This is a genomic window from Mycobacterium sp. 48b, from assembly GCF_048282725.1.
Taxonomy (GTDB): Bacteria; Actinomycetota; Actinomycetes; order Mycobacteriales; family Mycobacteriaceae; genus Mycobacterium.
This window is the reverse complement of the sequence record NZ_JBLVUL010000001.1, coordinates 566646-582486: the sequence shown is the minus strand read 5'-3', so window position 1 is coordinate 582486 and position 15841 is coordinate 566646. Positions and strand designations below refer to the sequence as shown.

Below are 15841 nucleotides of genomic sequence, written 5' to 3'. Positions count from 1 at the left end.
ATATTGAGCCGGCGTGTGTTCGCGGCGGCTGGCATTCCCGCCACCGACAGACCCGGACACCATCGCGGAATGTCAAGGGGGACATCGGTAATGGTGAACGGTTCGCGCTGCCCGGAGAACGCCGGACGCACACCGCTGCGGTACGGCCTGTCGGTGCTGGCCATCGGTGTCGGCGTCGGCCTCGCAGGCGCGAGCGGGCACCCTGTGGCGTGGGCGGACCCCGGGGCCGCCGGTTCATCCGGCTCATCGGCCTCATCGGGCCAGTCGTCGAGCCACTCGAGTGCGGGAACCGGGCGCGGGCCCAAGAAGCCGTCAGACCGGCGTGGCACGCGTCCGAACCGGCCGCCCGCGTCCGCGAAGACCCACGCGCCCGACACCACGGACACCACACCTGCCGGCGCGGCCACATCCGGCGTCGACGACAAACCGCCTGTCACACAGCCGGATTCGACAGGGCTTCAGCGGGACTCGATCGCCGAGGTCGTTCGCGAAAAGCTCCGCTCGATCAAGCCGTCGGCATCCACCCCGGCCCGGGCCGACAGCACCCGTCTGGCCAAGTCCGACTTCTCCCCCCGCGCGACGACCAAGCGCCTGGCCGCGATCGCGCCGTCGGCAGTTCCCGACCGCGGGGACATCCGCTCCGCATTGTCGCCGGCGCCGGAAAGCACCGCGGCACTGCCGGACATCACCGCCGTCGTCCAAGCCGCCCCGAAGACCGCCGCCAACACGATCCCCTTGACGGCGAAGGTCGCCGCGGTAACCACCACGACCAAGACGACTCCGAACCCTCCGGAGCCGTTGTCCCCGATCGCCAGGATCGCCGAGCTGCCCGGGCGCATCGTCAACACGGTGCTGCAGGTGCTCGACATCACCGTCTCCGCCAACGGCCCGAAGAGCCCGATCAACTTCGCGCCGATCAACGACGCCCTCTTCGCGGCGTTCCGTGAGATCGAAGGTCAGCTGGGGCTGACCAAAACCCCTGCCGTACAACCGGTGCCGCCGACGATGACGTACAACGGCCCCACCACCGGCAAGACCCCGACGGTGTCACAGTTCCTCAACGCCGCCACCGCCGCCTATACGTGGGGCGGCACCCCGGGCGATCTGAAACCCTTCGTGGTCGACGGCAAACAGATGGAATCCACCAACGTGCTGACCGGCATGTCCGGCAAGGCATGGGTGACGCCCGACGGGCAGATCATCATCGCCTACCAGGGGACGACGGGTGGCACGAACCTGCTGCACAACCCGCTGATCGCGATCTCCCAGGTGATCGCGGACACCCAGGTGATCTTTACCGACACACCGCCCCAGGCTTTCCACGACGCAGTGGACTTCCAGCAGGAGGTGGAGGCCGCCGCCATCGCGCAGGGCTACCGCAAGGAGGACATCTTTGTCACCGGCCACTCGCTCGGCGGATGGGAAGCCGCATACGTGGCACAGCAGACCGGCGTGGGCGGAATCGGTTTCGAGAGCCCCGGCCTCAACACCACGGTGCCCGGCAACGGTGCCGACTCCGGATTCGTCAACGTCCTGACCTACGGCGACACCGCTGCCTACTTCTCCACAGACCTGCCCGGACTGCAGCCGTTCATGCCGGAGTACGTGCCCGGCGGCGGCAGCAAGCCGCACTACGGATCGATCGTGATGATCGGCAATCCCGACGCCGCCATCCCGCTGATGAACTCGGCAGCGCTGCTGAGCACCGGCCCGATCGGAGGCGTCATCTTCGTCGTCGACATCGCGGTCAACTTCCTCCAGTACCACCTGCCCGGCGTCCAGGCCTACCACCTCGGTGTCACGCCTGACCCCGGCGTGGTGCCGTGGCTGGGGAATGCGTCGGGGCCGGTCAATGCCGACTACGCCGACATGACGATCCCGGAGTTGCAGAAGGCGGCGTCGGACGCGGGCACGCTGATCAGGCCGTAAGCGGCGGGCCGCTGATCAGGCTTCGAGCGGCGGGCCGCTGATCAGGCAGAAGCGGACTCTCGCTGAATCTGTTCTGCGGCTTCTTGTTTGATCCGCTCGAACTGCGCAGCCATGGCCTCGGACAAGGCGGTCGCGCCGGACAGCGGCCTGACCATCACCATGAAGTCGTCGATCTTGCCGTCGTCGTCGTGATGCAGGAAGTCGCATCCGGTGATCTTCTTGCCGTCCACCGTGGCCTCGAAGACCAGCGCATGGTCGCGGCCTTCGGCATCGGCGATCTCGCGGATGTACCGGAAGTCCTCGAAGACGCGCATGACGGCGCGCAGGATCGCGGCCGTGATGGGCTTGCCCGGATACGGCTTGAATGCCACCGGACTGGTGAACACCACGTTGTCGGCCAACAGCGCCTCGATCGCGACCTCGTCGCGGGCCTCCACTGCCTCCCTGAACGGATGCATCTGCCACCTCCAAAACCCAATTCATCGACTAGCGGCGATGCTAGGCGCGAGCCGTTCGAATAGTCAACATATTGAATAATCACTTCGCTGCTAACATCGGCTCATGGCGCTACGCGACGCAGTCCTGGCCGCGCTCCTCGACGGCGAAGCATCGGGCTATGACCTGGCGAAAGGGTTCGACGCGTCGGTCGCCAACTTCTGGATGGCCACACCCCAACAGCTCTACCGCGAACTGGATCGCATGGCGTCTGAGGGGCTCATCGCCGCGCGGCTCGTCGAACAGGACCGGCGGCCGAACAAGCGCCTGTACTCGCTGACCGAGGCAGGTCGGCAGGCATTGCTCGAGTTCACCGAGGTGCCACCGAAACCCGGAGCGATTCGTGAAGACCTCCTGGTACAGATCCAGGCGGTGGATTCCGGCAACATCGAGGCGGTCCGCGACGCCCTCGCCGAACGTCTGCAGTGGGCCACCGCCAAACTCGGGCGTTACCGGCGCACGCAGGACCATCTGCTCGCCGGCCGCACCGAGGCTGCCTACCTGGCCGAAGCTGAACGCATCGGTCCGTATCTCACGCTGCTGCGGGGAATCCGGTTCGAGGAAGAGAACATCGACTGGGCGGGCCGGGCACTGGGCATCATCGAACAGCGGCTCGGCGCGGCGGGCCGGCCTCGTCGCTGACAGTCTCCTGCGGCTCGGTGACCCACGCGCTGAATATCGGCATCCCGCGCCACGGCTCCGGCCCCTCGTAACGGTCCGCACAGGCCAGTACCGCGAAAGGGCGGTTGAACCGCACGTCGATCCGGCGGACGAGCACCTCATGGAACGACGGCATTCCCGCCGCGCGGACACCCATCGCGGTGATGGCCGCGGCCTTGAAGCCGGTCCTCGAATAGGACGCGACGGCCGCCTGCTTCGCATCGAGTACGGCCGGCTGCTCCTCGTCCCGAACGAAGCGGGCCAGCGTCGCGAACACCGGGGCCACCCCGGGTGCGTTGTCGAGATCGTGGTCGCCGGTCGCCGACCAGGCCGGCAGGTAACTGCGCCATTCGGCCTGTACGTCCGGACCACCGACCCGGCGTTCCCGTCGCTCGGTCACGGTCCACGCGTGCCCGTCGGTCAGCTCTTCGATCGGGACCCGGCGGGCGGCGCGGTCATCGCCGCGCAGCATCGCGGCCACCTGATGTGCGGCGGCGTCGACATCGTGGGGCGCTACGCCGGGCTCCGCGATGACGGTGAAGACGTCGAGCGCCGACGACGAAGGCGGTGCGGCCACCGCGACCAGACCCGCGGCATCGGTGTCGACCACCAGTTGGATTCCGTCCCGGAACGTCAACGCCGTGCGTATCTGTTCGCCGAACGACCCACCCAGTTCGTTCGTGGTGCCGAGCGGCTCTGCCCAGCTGATGTCGGTGGCGAGCGCGGACGCGAGTACCAGCCTGGTCAGTTCATCGAGCCGGAGCGGGAAGCGGTCGATCAACCCGTTCGTTCGGGACCGCGCCCAGGCGTCGGCCTGCGCCTGATCCGGGACGGGTCCCCGCTCCACCACGCCCGGCAGGGTCCGCGCCCATTCGTCGAACGCCGGCCCCAGGTTGCGGTCCCACACCGCGGCCAGCGCCGACACCGCCGGGTGCGGATCACCCAGCAGGACGCCGGCCCGCGCGGCAGCGTCGTCGACCGTCGCGCCGAGTACCGCTTCGAGACAGCGGCGGGGCGCTCCCGCGGTCGCCGGCCCCACCAGCGCCAACAGCAGCCACAGCCCCAGCGGCGAGGCCACTGTGTGCTTGTCGAGCACTGACCGGTTGAACTGGGCCGCGTAGGCAGACACCATCTCGGGGTTACTGAGGCCGGGCATGGCCGCACCATATCTGCTGATCGAACGTTGCCGGTTGTACGCGTAATGGCGGTCAGACGTTAGTGTGCTTGCGTCGGCTTCAGCGAACAGGCCGATAGAAAAGTTGAGCAAATTCATGACCGCAGCACCAGAAGCATCGGCGCTCGAAGCCCGCGTCGGCCACTACTACGAGGCAGATGGCCTCTACCTGGTCGGCCGCGAGAAGGTTCGCGAGTACGCCCGTGCCGTGCAGGACTACAACCCCGCACACTGGGACGTCGACGCCGCCGCAAAGCTGGGCTACTCGGGCCTGGTCGCGCCGCTGACCTTCACCTCGACCCCGGCCATGGCCTGCAACCGGCGCATGTTCGAGTCGATCGTCGTCGGTTATGACACCTACCTGCAGACCGAAGAGGTCTTCGAGCAGCACCGCCCGATCGTCGCCGGCGACGAACTGCACGTCGACGTCGAGCTGACCTCGGTCCGTCGGATCGCCGGCCGGGACATGATCACCGTCACCAACACCTTCACGGACCGGGCCGGCGAGCGTGTGCACACTCTGCACACCACCGTCGTCGGCGTCACCGCCGAAGATCTCAATCCCGAGATCAAGACCGCCGTCCAGCGGGCGATGATGCACGACGTCGACATCTTCGGCATCGGCGATGACGAGTACGAGAAGACCGTCCGCCCCGAGGGCGAGATCCGGATCGCCGAGGACACCGCCCGGACGCCGGGCACCCCGTCCTTCGATGACCTGAAGGTCGGCGACGAGATCGGCGTGCACCACACCCGGCTGTCCCGCGGCGACCTGGTGAACTACGCCGGCGTGGCCGGCGATGCCAACCCGATCCACTGGGACGAGGACATCGCCAAGCTGGCCGGCCTGCCCGACGTGATCGCGCACGGAATGCTCACCATGGGCCTGGGTGCCGGATTCGTCTCCACCTGGTCGGGCGATCCGGGGGCCGTCACCCGCTATGCGGTGCGGCTGTCCCAGCCGGCGATCGTGTCGGCCAAGGAAGGCGCCGACATCGAGTTCAGCGGCAAGATCAAGTCGCTGGACCCGGAGACCCGCACCGGTGTCGTGATCGTCGCCGCCAAGTCCGACGGCAAGAAGATCTTCGGCCTGGCGACGATGAACATCCGCTTCAGCTGACCCGCCGAGGCCGCGTTACGACGCCACCTCGGCAGGATCGCGCTGGATGGGCTTGGGCCATGGCGAACGCGGCGGCCGGGGACGCACCCGCTGCGGCCACCAGAACCACCGCCCGAGCAGGGTGGCGATGGATGGCGTCATCAACGCCCGGATCACGAATGTGTCGAAGAGCAGGCCGAGGCCGATAGTGGTGCCAACCTGGCCGATGACGATCAGCTTGCTCACCGCCATCGAGGCCATGGTGAACGCGAACACCAGCCCCGCGGCGGTGACCACCGGGCCACTGCCGCCCATGGCGCGAATGGTGCCGGTCTTCAACCCGGCGTGAATCTCCTCTTTCATCCTCGACACCAGCAACAGGTTGTAGTCCGCGCCGACGGCCACCAGCACGATGACCGACATCGGTAGCACCATCCAGTGCAGCGGTATCCCGACGATGTGCTGCCAGATCACCACCGAGAGGCCGAAGGCGGTGGCCAAGCTGACCACCACGGTGCCGACGATGACCGCCGCGGCCACCAGGGCCCGGGTGAGGATCATCATGATGATGAGGATCAACATCAGCGCAGCGGTTGCCGCGATCAACAGGTCATAGTCGGCACCCTGCTGCATGTCCTTGAACATCGCGGCGGTACCGCCGAGGTAGACCGACGATCCCTCCCACGGTGTTCCCTTGATCGCTGCCGCCGCAGCTGTTTTCAGCGCCTCGGAACGCGCGGTGCCTTCCGGGGTCAGCGGATCGCCTTCGTGAATGATGGTGAACCGCACGGCCTTCCCGTCCGGCGACATCATCAGTTTCATGCCCCGTTGGAAATCGTCCGTTTCGAAGGCTTCCGGAGGAATGTAGAACGAGTCGTCGTTCTGGGCTTTGTCGAACGCCTCACCCATCGCGGTGCTGTCCTGCTGCTGGGCCATGGTCTGGTCCTGCTGGGTCTTCTGAACCTGATACTGATTGAGCATCATCTGTTTCTGGTTCTTCATCGACTGGATCATCGACGGCATCAATGCGACCAACTGCGGCATCAGGGCGTCCAGGCGCTCCAGGTCGGGTACGAGATCCTGAATGTCGTCAGACAACGTGTTGATTCCGTCGAGAGTGTCGAATATCGACCGCAGCGCCCAACACACCGGGATGTCGAAACAGTGTGGCTCCCAATAGAAGTAGTTTCGGAGCGGCCGGAAGAAGTCATCGAAGTCGGCAATGTGGTCGCGAACCTCCTTGGTATCCGTCGACGTCTTCTTCGTCTTCTGCACCATGCTGTGGGTGACCGCAGCCATCTGCTGGGTGATGGACTGCATCTTCTGCATGGTGTCGATGGAGGTCTGCATCTCGCCGGCCTGGGCCAGGATGTTGGCGATGACGCCCTGCTGGTAGTCGTTGCCCATGATCTGGCCGGTCCCGCTCTGGCTGAGTGTGTACGGGATCGTCGAGTGCTCAATGGGTTTGCCGTCGGGGCGGGTGATGGTCTGCACCTGGGCGATGCCGGGCACCTGCGCCAGCGCCTTGGCGATCTTGTTGATCACCAGGAAGTCGGCCGGATTCCGCAAATCGTGGTCGGTCTCGATCATCATCACGTCCGGATTCATCCTGGCCTCGGAGAAGTGTCTGGTCGCGGCCGCGTAACCGACATTCGCCGACACGTCAGGGGGCAGATATCTCCGATCGTTGTAGATGGTGTGGTACCCGGGCAGCGCGAGGAGACCGAGCAGGCACGCCGACACCGCGAACACCAGCAGTGGGCCAGGCCAACGGACGGCCGCAGTGCCGACCCGGCGCCATCCTCTGGCCTTCGACTTCCCTCGCGGCTCCAGGAACCGGCCCCAACGACTCGCTATCGAGATCAGCGCGGTTCCGAACGTCAGGGCTGTCGCCACGACGAACGCCATACCGACGGCCAAGGGGTAGCCCATCGTCTGGAAGTACGGCAACCGGGTGAAGTGCAGGCAGAAGGTGGCGCCGGCGATGGTCAGGCCGGAGGCCAGCACAACGTGGGCAGTCCCTTCAAACATGGTGTAGTACGCCGATTCTCGGTCCTCGCCGGCCCGGCGCGCCTCGTGATATCGACCGACCAGGAAGATCCCGTAGTCGGTCACCGCAGCGATGGCCAGGGTCACCACCATGTTGGTCGCGAAGGTGGTGAGGCCAAAGATGTTGTAGTAGCCCAGGAATGCGACCAGCCCACTGGCACCCGTCAGTCCCGCGATGAGCAGTACGCACAGGAGGAGCGTGGTGGTCACGGACCGGTAGATCACCAGCAGCATGACGACGATGACCCCGAAGGTGACCATCTCGATCATCCGCATGCTCTGGTCGCCGATCCTGTTCTGATCCGAGCTCGTCGCTGCCGCACCCGTCACGTACGCCTTGATCCCTGGCGGCGCCGGGCTCTCCTCGGCGATCTGACGAACGGCGTCCACCGATTCGTTGGCCAGTGCCTCGCCTTGATCGCCTGCGAGGTAGACCTGGACATACGCGGCCTTGCCGTCGACGCTCTGCGCTCCCGCTGCCGTGAACGAGTCCCCCCACAGGTCCTGCACGTGCTCTACGTGTTTGGTGTCGGCACGAAGGTCACGGATCATCTTGTCGTAGTAGGCGTGTGCGTCAGCACCCAACTTGTCCTGTCCCTCGATCACGATCATCACCGAGCTGCTGCTGCGGTATTCCTCGAATTTCGTGCCGATACGTTTGATGGCGATCATCGACGGTGCCTCGTTGGGACTCATCGACACCGACCGCATCTTGCCCACTTCCTCAAGCTGGGGCACAACGGTGTTGAGTATCGCGATCAAGGCGATCCAGATCACGATGATCGGGACGGCGAAAATCCGGATGAGCCGCGGGATGACCGGGCGCGACCTGTGAGCAGGGCGCGGAACGGGAGCGGTCGGGGCGTCGTCCACGGGCGCGCTCATGCTGCCTTCACCAAGCAGAAGGTTTGTGCGTTCACTCCGGTAGCCGTCCTCTCGTCCTTGACGACGTCATCGACGGTGATCCGGCAACCGATGCTGTCGCCGTCGGTCTGGGCCAGGATGTTCGGTGACGACGAGGGGGCCGTGGTCGTCAACGTCAGGCTCCAGGGCAGCCCCACGGTTCCGGCGCGCTGCGGTTTTCCGTCGAGATCCTTGTAGTTGATCACCGCCGTACTGCCCGAGCCGTAAACCTCATACGTGACGACCTTGGGATTGAACTTCTCCGCGGTGTCAGCGCCGATGGGTGTCACCAGCACCGGATGCGCGCCGAAGATGGTCCTCAGGTGCGACACCGTGAGAACGCCAACGGACAGGGCAACCACGATGGCGATCGGCAGCCAGACCTTCCGGAAGATTTTTGTCAGCATGGCTGCCTCCCGAAGTTGACCGATGCAACCTTCGGCCACCTGCCGACCCGACCTGTTTCCCAAGGCCATCGAACACGTGGCCGGGGCACACGTGTCGGAAACCTATTGGCAGCTGTCATCGTCCAGGCCCTTCGACGTTTCGAATGGCCACAGGATTCGGTGGTCGTGGTCAGCTTAAGGAGCAAATACGGGCTGCCGGATGAAAATGCAACGAAATGCGTGGTCGAGAGCTCAGCCCGCTACTGCAGACGCGAGACGAGGACGGGAAGTCCGGGGCCTGACAGTCCGTCGATCGCGACGGTACGTCCGCACACCGCCAGCATCAGCGCGACGCCGGGGCCGGCAATGACCTGGCCGTCACCCCAGGTGCGCCCGGTGTCCTCGTCGTGCAGCGCGATGCCGCGCAGCCGCCGGTGCGGAAAGAAACCCAGCTGCGTTCGGCTGGTGAGGAAATCGAGTACCTGCGCGACATGCTGCGGATCCGGGTGATGCGGAAGTCCCAGCGGTATCCGCATGTCGGCGCCGTGCACCAACACGTCGGTCAGGCCTGACCGCGGACCGGTGACGGGCGGGCTCAGGCGATGATCGGCTTGGCTGCGCAATGTCTCGGCGATCTCGGCGGCGGATGCCTTGGCCCGGCGACGGGCCAGTGCGTCGATCCCGCGGTCGACACTGCCGTGGCGGATGCCGCTGGCCAGAAAGCCCCAGAAGCCGTCGGTGAAATCGCTGACCAGGTGCGCCGCAACGGTTTTGACGTCCCATCCGGCGCACAGGCTCGGCGTGGTCAGCTGCTCGGCATCGAGCCCTTCGACCAGGGTGGCGATCGACCGCCGCTCGTCGGCCACGGCCGCGAACACCCGCTCGCGTTCCTCCCGGCTCAACCGCATTGCGTGGACCGCTCAGCCCGGTACGTTCGCCTTCAACGACTCCAGTGCCTCGGTGCTCAACTCCGCCAGTTCCCCGGCCTCGGCCGGATCGAGAGCGGCCGTGAAGATCTCGGCCATGCGCCGGTTGGTCACCTGCTCGATCTCGGCATAACGGTCCTTCTTGTCCGCGCCGTCGGCGAACGGCTCGGGCCAGCCGAACATCGTCGTGTACTGCGGCCCCTTGTTCAGCATGTGCGCCTCCACCGGGGCGATGCCGGAGATCGTCAGTGCATTGAAGTGCACCCCGGCGCGCAGTTCGCGGAGCACGAACATCACCTGCAGCGCGCGGGCGGCGGCGTCGTCGGCCAACGGCATCGCACGCCAGCCGGCGAACAACGGCAGCCCCGCGATCGGAGTCTGCGCGATGATCTTCTCTCCCAGTGCGGCGATGCGGTCCAGGCCCCGGGCGCCCGCCAGGTACTTGGCCCCGAACTCCGCGGCCTGCTCCCAATACTGTTGCGCCGCACCGGCAGCACCGCGCACCGCCACGCCCTGGTCCCACATCGCCGCGAGCCCGTTGGGTTCGAACACCGCGAAGACGGCGCTGACGGTGGCGCCGGTGGCGTCACCCAGCACTCCGCCGCGGCCGGCGACGTAGCCGGCCAACGGGTTCTCATAACCGGCGGCAACGCTGGCACCGAAATTCTCCGGGTGCAGCATGAAGATCGCGACGGCCTGCTCCATCGCCGTTCCCGTGGTCGCGGCAGCGTCCAGCATGTCGGTGTTGCTCATGACGGTGACTCCTGTCTGGCGAGATCCCATTGGCCGTAATCGGCTGCGAGAACGTCGTTCACGTCAACGTGGATGCCGTCGATGACAAACCCCGGATCGGAGGCGGTGACGACTTCCCTCTGGAACAATACGGCGGCCGGTTCGCGCTCACCCCGCGACCATGCCTTGGTCTGCCACGCCCACCGATGACCCGGGCTGGTCGAAGAGCCCACGACACCGTCGGCGATCGCCCAGCCGCACTGGCGACGCCCACCGTAGATTCCGGTGCGGCCAACCCCCAGTACCGAGTTGATTCCCCGAAACCACTGGACCCCCAGGGTTTTCCAAGTCTTGGCGTCGATGTCCTCGTCGACGCTGAAGAAGATCGGCGCCGACGCCGGACCGCCGGCCGCGGTGTGCAGGCCCAGTGCCGTCTGCGCGTCGGCCACTCCCCCGTCGTAACCGCGGGTGAAGTCCGACGGCGTCGGCCAGCCCGGTTTGCCGAATTGGTAGCAGCTGACGACCTGCAGTCCCGCCGATCGGAGGCGGTCAGCGTAGTCACGGGTCACAGGTTTGAAATCGAACGTGGCCCCCGGCCGCAGTTCGGACACGTAGACCAGAGCGCCACCGAAGCCCGCGGACTTGATCTGCTCTGGCTGCACCAGCCGGTCGGCGAAGTCGACGAGCTGCAGTCCGTCGGCAGACGCCCTCCCGGTGCCGACCGATGCGGCCAGCGCACCAGGTACTGCCAGAGCCGGGACAAACAGCGCTGCATACCTGAGGACTTCACGTCGCGAAGCGGATCGCGTCACGGCCCGAAGCGTATCCGCGGATCTGGCGCAACTCCACCCCCCGCCCGGCCATTGTCCAAGGCTCACCAGCGGCATTCCCCGCTGCGGACTCTGCCCCGAACTTTGCCCGGGGAACAGCCAAATGTGCGTACGTCGGCGAAACAGGCCCGTACCGGGGACAGATGAACCAGAATGGCTAGTCGCAGCTAACTCCCGACACCCTGGCAGAAACCACAGTGGCACGAGACGTGATCGCCGTCGACACGACGCTCGATCACCCATGTCCGGACATCTGGTCCATCCTGGAGGCGCCAGAGCTGTACCCGCGGTTCTTTCGCGGCCTCGGTTCGTGCGAACACATTGCCGGCGACCCACATCTCTTCGAGTTACGTCTGTCCACCTCCCGCGGTGCCGTCGTCGTGCAGGAGATGCGCCGGACAGTCCGCCTGTCGGGCATGGAGTTGCGCCTCGACGCAACCCAGACGGGTCGCTGTTTCGCCTCGATTCGTCTGACTCCCGAAGGGACCGGCGCTCGGATCGCATTGCGGATCTTCGCGGTCGGCACCCTGCATCCCGACATCGCGAAAGCCAGCGACAGCGCCATCGAGAGCTGGATCCGCGAAGGCCTCCAGCGAATCTCGGACTCCCTTGCGGGTAAACCGTCCTCACAGCTGGTCAATATGGGCGACGGGCGCTCCCTGCAACTCAACGTCTTGAAGACCATGATCACCAGCGGTGTGGTGCGCGCGTCTCGACCCGATCGTGGACTTCGCCAGCTCAATTCGCTCGCCAAATGGGGATTCACGCTCGCGGGCGGACTCACCGCTGCCGCCGCGCGCTCACCGCGCACAATCGCGTCGATCGACCGGTACGGGACCTCGACCTACGCGGACGTGGCCGAGCGCACCAACCGATTGGCATCGGGCCTTGCGGTGATCGGTTTCAGCAGCGACAGCACGTTCGCGGTTCTCGCCCGCAACCATTCGGCGATGGTCGAGTGCATGGTGGCGGCGAGCAAGTTAGGTGCGGACCTGGTGTTGCTCAACACCGGCCTCGCCGCCCGCGCGATCGAAGAGATCGTGAAACGCCACGCCGTCGACGCCATTTTCCTCGACGGCGACTTCGAACCGGAGGTGCGGTACGTTTCCGCGGACATCCCGCGAATCTCGATCCACGCTAATTCGGCTACCCAGCATCGGCGTTCGATCGACGATCTCATTTCCACCGGCACCGGCGCCGCACCCGTGGCACCACCGAAACAACCCGGCAAACTGGTGGCGCTCACCTCGGGCACCACCGGCACGCCCAAGGGTGCCCGACGGCCCACGCCACCCGGCTTCGGCGCCATCGCCGCGATGTTGTCGCGCATGCCGCTGCGTCACGGCGAGGTGATGCTGATGTGCGCACCGATGTTCCACACCTGGGGTCTGGCCGCACTGCAAGTGAGCACACCGTTGCTGGCAACGGTGGTGTTGATGGACCGGTTCGACGCCGAAGAATGCCTCAAAGCCATTGAGCGCCACCGCTGCACCGTGGTGATCCTGGTTCCGGTGATGCTGCAGCGCATTCTGGAATTGCCCGCCGCCGTGGTCAACCGATACGACACATCGTCGCTGAAGGTGGTCGCCAGCAGCGGGTCGCCCATTCCCGGCGCAGCCGTCACCAAGTTCATGGAGATCTTCGGCGACGTGCTCTACAACTTCTACGGATCCACCGAGGTGTCCTGGGCCACGATCGCCGACCCCGCCGACCTGCGCGTGGCCCCGACCACGGCAGGCCGGCCACCCCTGGGCACTCGCGTCGCCATCCTCGATGACGCGGGCGCAATCGCGCCGGCAGGCGCCGTCGGTCGCATCTTCGTCGGCAACGACATGCTGTTCGACGGCTATACGAATGCGGCATCACCTGCCGTCGAGGACCGGCTGATGGACACCGGCGATCTCGGATACCTCGACGGCAGCGGACGTCTGTTCGTCGCCGGACGCGACGACGACATGATCATCTCCGGAGGCGAGAACGTCTTTCCACGGCCTGTCGAAGAAGCCATCGCCGTGCTGCCACAGGTCGCCGATGTGGCGGTGGTCGGGGTTCCGGACCCGGAGTTCGGCCAGCGGCTGGCGGCGTTCGTCGTCCGCACCGAGGGGGCGTCGCTCGACGCGGACACCGTCAAGAACTATGTCCGGAACCGGCTGAGCCGGTTCTCGATTCCGCGTGATGTCACCTTCGTCGACCAGCTCCCACGCACCGCCACCGGAAAGGTCCTGAAGCGGCATCTGATCGAGGGCCAGTTTCCCCTGGAGATGGGCTGGCCGGGCTAGCTCGCAGTGCCCGATGAGTTTTTCCTGCGGTGCCGGTCTGTACGACGACCATCGACTACGGGAGGACGCCGCGATGCGGAAGCTGATCTACGGCATGAACGTGACCCTTGACGGCTACATCGCCGCCCCCGGCGACAACATCGGCTGGGGCGGGCCGCCGAGCGACGAGCTGTTCCAGTGGTGGCTGGACCATGACCTGGAGAGCAGCGTGGCGCTGTACGGGCGCAAGCTGTGGGAGACGATGAGCGCCTACTGGCCGACCGGCGATCAGCAGCCCGGCGCGACACCGGCGGAGATCGAGTTCGCCCGCAACTGGCGGGACACACCGAAGGTGGTGTTCTCCTCGACGATCGAGAAGGTCGACTGGAACGCCCGACTGGTCACCGGCGACCCGATTGCCGAGATCACCCGGCTCAAGGCCGAGGACGGCGGCCCGATGACCATCGGCGGGGCGACGCTGGCCGGGGCGGTCATGCGGGCGGGGCTGATCGACGAGTACGTGATGGCGACCTACCCGGTCCTGACCGGCGGCGGTACGCCGTTCTTCACCGCGATGGACAGCTCAGTGGACCTGAACCTGGTGGAGACGCGGACGTTTCCCGGCGGCGTGGTGCTGGCCAGGTACGAGACGAGCTGAAGCCTCGCCGACTACAGCTCCGCCACCTGCCCGTGGTCGACCGACCACGAACGATCCAGCCGGACGTTCTGCAGCATGCGGCGATCGTGCGTCACCAGAAGCAGGGCACCGTCATAGCTTTCGAGCGCCTGCTCCAGCTGCTCGATGGCGGGCAGATCGAGATGGTTGGTCGGCTCGTCGAGCACCAGCACGTTCGTCCCACACGCCTGCAGCAGCGCAAGGCCGGCGCGGGTGCGCTCACCGGGCGAGAGATCGTCGACCACACGCTCCACGTGGTCGGCCTTGAGCCCGAACTTCGCGAGAAGAGTCCGCACGTCGGCCGTCGACCACTCCGGCACGCGGCGCTCGAACCGATCGACGAGCCGGTCCCGTCCGGTGAAATCAGAACGGACCTGGTCGATTTCGCCGATGGCGACGTTCGCACCCATGCCCGCCCGTCCGTCGTCAGGTTGCCGGCGGCCCAGCAGCAGCCGCAGCAGCGTCGACTTGCCGGCCCCGTTGGGGCCCGTGATGCCGATCCGCTCGCCCGCGTTCACCTGCAGTGACACCGGCCCCAGGACGAAATCGCCCTGCCGCACAACAGCATTGTCGAGGGTCGCCACCACCGAACTCGACCGGGGCGCGGCCCCGATGCTGAACTGGAGTGTCCACTCCTTACGAGGCTCCTCGACCTCCTCCAGGCGGGCGATCCGGCTCTCCATCTGCCGAACCTTCTGCGCCTGCTTCTCACTGGACTCGGTTTGGGCCCGGCGCCGGTTCTTGTCGTTGTCGGGCGCCTTGCGCATCGCGTTGCGCACACCCTGGCTCGACCACTCCCGCTGGGTACGGGCCCGCGCCACCAGATCGGCCTTCTTCTCCGCGAACTCGTCGTATTCCTCGCGGCGGTGCCGGCGGGCGACTTCGCGTTCCTCCAGATAGCTTTCGTACCCACCGCCGTAGACAGTGGTCCTGTTCTGCGCCAGATCCAGCTCCAGGACGCGGGTCACGGTGCGGGACAGGAACTCCCGATCGTGGCTCACCAGCACCACTCCGCCGCGGAGGTCCCGGACGAAGTCCTCCAGCCGGGCCAGTCCGTCGAGGTCCAGATCGTTGGTCGGCTCATCGAGCAGGACTATGTCGAACCGCGACAGCATCAGCGCCGCGAGTCCGACTCGCGCCGCCTGCCCGCCCGACAAGGCGGTCATCAGGGTCGACTCCGGCCGCATCGCGTCGACATCGAACCCCAGGTCGGCCAGCACCCCGGGCAACCGTTCATCGAGGTCGGCGGCGCCGGTGGCGAGCCAGTGGTCCAGCGCCGCGGAGTAGGCGTCGGCGTCTGCTCCGGGATCCGCCAGGGCTTCGGCTGCGGCTTCCATTGCCAGCGTCGCTGCAGTGCATCCTGTGCGCCGCGCGATGTAGGCCGCGACGGTCTCCCCCGGCACCCGCTCGTGCTCCTGCGGCAGCCAACCGACGAACCCGTCGGCCGGAGCGAGATTGACCACACCTTCGAGCGGATTGAGATCTCCGGCAAGGATGCGCAGTAGTGTGCTCTTGCCCGCACCGTTGACCCCCACGACCCCGACGACGTCGCCGGGTGCCACGGTCAGGTCCAGCTCCTCGAACAGCGTGCGGTGGGCGAATCCGCCTGCCACATTCTTCGCGACAAGCGTTGCGGTCATGGCCTCATCGTCGCATTTGCCGGAATGTCAGCCTGCATCGCCAGGTTGAGCGCTGTTTCAGCCGCGGCGGTGAGACAGAGCGTC

General features: G+C 66.3%; 13 protein-coding genes. 5 read left to right on the top strand and 8 right to left on the bottom strand.

What is annotated here, in order from left to right; translation table 11 throughout:
• The first annotated feature begins 90 nt into the window (after positions 1–90).
• Positions 91–1929 (top strand): hypothetical protein, encoded by a 1839-nt coding sequence (locus ACNQR1_RS02675; RefSeq protein ID WP_418043826.1) that lies wholly within the window; start codon positions 91–93, stop codon positions 1927–1929.
• A 41-nt stretch (positions 1930–1970) separates the two neighbouring features.
• Here ACNQR1_RS02675 and ACNQR1_RS02670 read toward each other — a convergent pair whose 3' ends face one another.
• Positions 1971–2387: a nuclear transport factor 2 family protein gene (locus tag ACNQR1_RS02670; RefSeq protein WP_418043825.1), complete on the bottom strand. Its 417-nt coding sequence runs from the start codon at positions 2385–2387 to the stop codon at positions 1971–1973.
• A 103-nt stretch (positions 2388–2490) separates the two neighbouring features.
• Between ACNQR1_RS02670 and ACNQR1_RS02665 the strand changes: the two genes are divergently transcribed.
• Positions 2491–3066 carry a PadR family transcriptional regulator gene (locus ACNQR1_RS02665; protein ID WP_418043824.1) on the top strand — a complete coding sequence of 192 codons (576 nt, stop codon included), beginning with the start codon at positions 2491–2493 and terminating at the stop codon, positions 3064–3066.
• Here ACNQR1_RS02665 and ACNQR1_RS02660 read toward each other — a convergent pair.
• Positions 3023–4240 (bottom strand): hypothetical protein, encoded by a 1218-nt coding sequence (locus tag ACNQR1_RS02660; RefSeq protein WP_418050633.1) that lies wholly within the window; start codon positions 4238–4240, stop codon positions 3023–3025. The two genes, ACNQR1_RS02665 and ACNQR1_RS02660, sit on opposite strands and share 44 nt — an antisense overlap.
• A gap of 115 nt (positions 4241–4355) precedes the next feature.
• Here ACNQR1_RS02660 and ACNQR1_RS02655 point away from each other — a divergent pair, with 115 nt between their 5' ends.
• Positions 4356–5378 carry a fused (3R)-hydroxyacyl-ACP dehydratase subunits HadA/HadB gene (locus ACNQR1_RS02655; protein ID WP_418043823.1) on the top strand — a complete coding sequence of 341 codons (1023 nt, stop codon included), beginning with the start codon at positions 4356–4358 and terminating at the stop codon, positions 5376–5378.
• A 15-nt stretch (positions 5379–5393) separates the two neighbouring features.
• On the opposite strand, the gene ACNQR1_RS02650 is transcribed toward ACNQR1_RS02655, so the two are convergent.
• The 5 genes from ACNQR1_RS02650 to ACNQR1_RS02630 all read right to left on the bottom strand — a co-directional run bounded on the left by ACNQR1_RS02650 (position 5394) and on the right by ACNQR1_RS02630 (position 11165).
• Entirely contained in the window at positions 5394–8291 is a 2898-nt protein-coding gene (locus tag ACNQR1_RS02650; protein WP_418043822.1) for an RND family transporter, read from the bottom strand.
• Positions 8288–8713 (bottom strand): MmpS family transport accessory protein, encoded by a 426-nt coding sequence (locus tag ACNQR1_RS02645; protein ID WP_418050253.1) that lies wholly within the window; start codon positions 8711–8713, stop codon positions 8288–8290. Before ACNQR1_RS02645 ends, ACNQR1_RS02650 begins: the two co-directional genes overlap by 4 nt.
• Positions 8714–8955: 242 nt before the next feature.
• Positions 8956–9603, bottom strand: a complete 648-nt coding sequence (locus ACNQR1_RS02640) for a maleylpyruvate isomerase family mycothiol-dependent enzyme (RefSeq protein ID WP_418043821.1) — start codon at positions 9601–9603, stop codon at positions 8956–8958.
• A gap of 12 nt (positions 9604–9615) precedes the next feature.
• Positions 9616–10374, bottom strand: coding sequence for an SCO6745 family protein (locus tag ACNQR1_RS02635; protein WP_418043820.1), 759 nt, complete (start codon positions 10372–10374; stop codon positions 9616–9618).
• A complete protein-coding gene (locus ACNQR1_RS02630; RefSeq protein ID WP_418043819.1) occupies positions 10371–11165 on the bottom strand; it encodes a DUF1906 domain-containing protein in 795 nt (264 codons plus the stop codon). Before ACNQR1_RS02630 ends, ACNQR1_RS02635 begins: the two co-directional genes overlap by 4 nt.
• 215 nt (positions 11166–11380) lie before the next feature.
• On the opposite strand from ACNQR1_RS02630, the gene ACNQR1_RS02625 reads away from it, so the two are divergent.
• Both ACNQR1_RS02625 and ACNQR1_RS02620 read left to right on the top strand, forming a co-directional pair.
• A complete protein-coding gene (locus ACNQR1_RS02625; protein WP_418043818.1) occupies positions 11381–13462 on the top strand; it encodes an AMP-binding protein in 2082 nt (693 codons plus the stop codon).
• Positions 13463–13535: 73 nt separating this feature from the next.
• Positions 13536–14099, top strand: coding sequence for a dihydrofolate reductase family protein (locus ACNQR1_RS02620; protein ID WP_418050252.1), 564 nt, complete (start codon positions 13536–13538; stop codon positions 14097–14099).
• Positions 14100–14110: 11 nt separating this feature from the next.
• On the opposite strand, the gene abc-f is transcribed toward ACNQR1_RS02620, so the two are convergent.
• A complete protein-coding gene (gene abc-f, locus ACNQR1_RS02615) occupies positions 14111–15757 on the bottom strand; it encodes a ribosomal protection-like ABC-F family protein (protein WP_418043817.1) in 1647 nt (548 codons plus the stop codon).
• Positions 15758–15841: the final 84 nt, after the last annotated feature.

What these genes read in the sequence shown, in the direction of transcription:
- ACNQR1_RS02675 (WP_418043826.1), top strand. Translation starts at nt 91, where the DNA reads ATGGTGAACGGTTCGCGCTGCCCGGAGAACGCCGGACGCACACCGCTG.
- ACNQR1_RS02670 (WP_418043825.1), bottom strand. Translation starts at nt 2,387, where the DNA reads ATGCATCCGTTCAGGGAGGCAGTGGAGGCCCGCGACGAGGTCGCGATC.
- ACNQR1_RS02665 (WP_418043824.1), top strand. Translation starts at nt 2,491, where the DNA reads ATGGCGCTACGCGACGCAGTCCTGGCCGCGCTCCTCGACGGCGAAGCA.
- ACNQR1_RS02660 (WP_418050633.1), bottom strand. Translation starts at nt 4,240, where the DNA reads ATGCCCGGCCTCAGTAACCCCGAGATGGTGTCTGCCTACGCGGCCCAG.
- ACNQR1_RS02655 (WP_418043823.1), top strand. Translation starts at nt 4,356, where the DNA reads ATGACCGCAGCACCAGAAGCATCGGCGCTCGAAGCCCGCGTCGGCCAC.
- ACNQR1_RS02650 (WP_418043822.1), bottom strand. Translation starts at nt 8,291, where the DNA reads ATGAGCGCGCCCGTGGACGACGCCCCGACCGCTCCCGTTCCGCGCCCT.
- ACNQR1_RS02640 (WP_418043821.1), bottom strand. Translation starts at nt 9,603, where the DNA reads ATGCGGTTGAGCCGGGAGGAACGCGAGCGGGTGTTCGCGGCCGTGGCC.
- ACNQR1_RS02635 (WP_418043820.1), bottom strand. Translation starts at nt 10,374, where the DNA reads ATGAGCAACACCGACATGCTGGACGCTGCCGCGACCACGGGAACGGCG.
- ACNQR1_RS02620 (WP_418050252.1), top strand. Translation starts at nt 13,536, where the DNA reads ATGCGGAAGCTGATCTACGGCATGAACGTGACCCTTGACGGCTACATC.
- abc-f (WP_418043817.1), bottom strand. Translation starts at nt 15,757, where the DNA reads ATGACCGCAACGCTTGTCGCGAAGAATGTGGCAGGCGGATTCGCCCAC.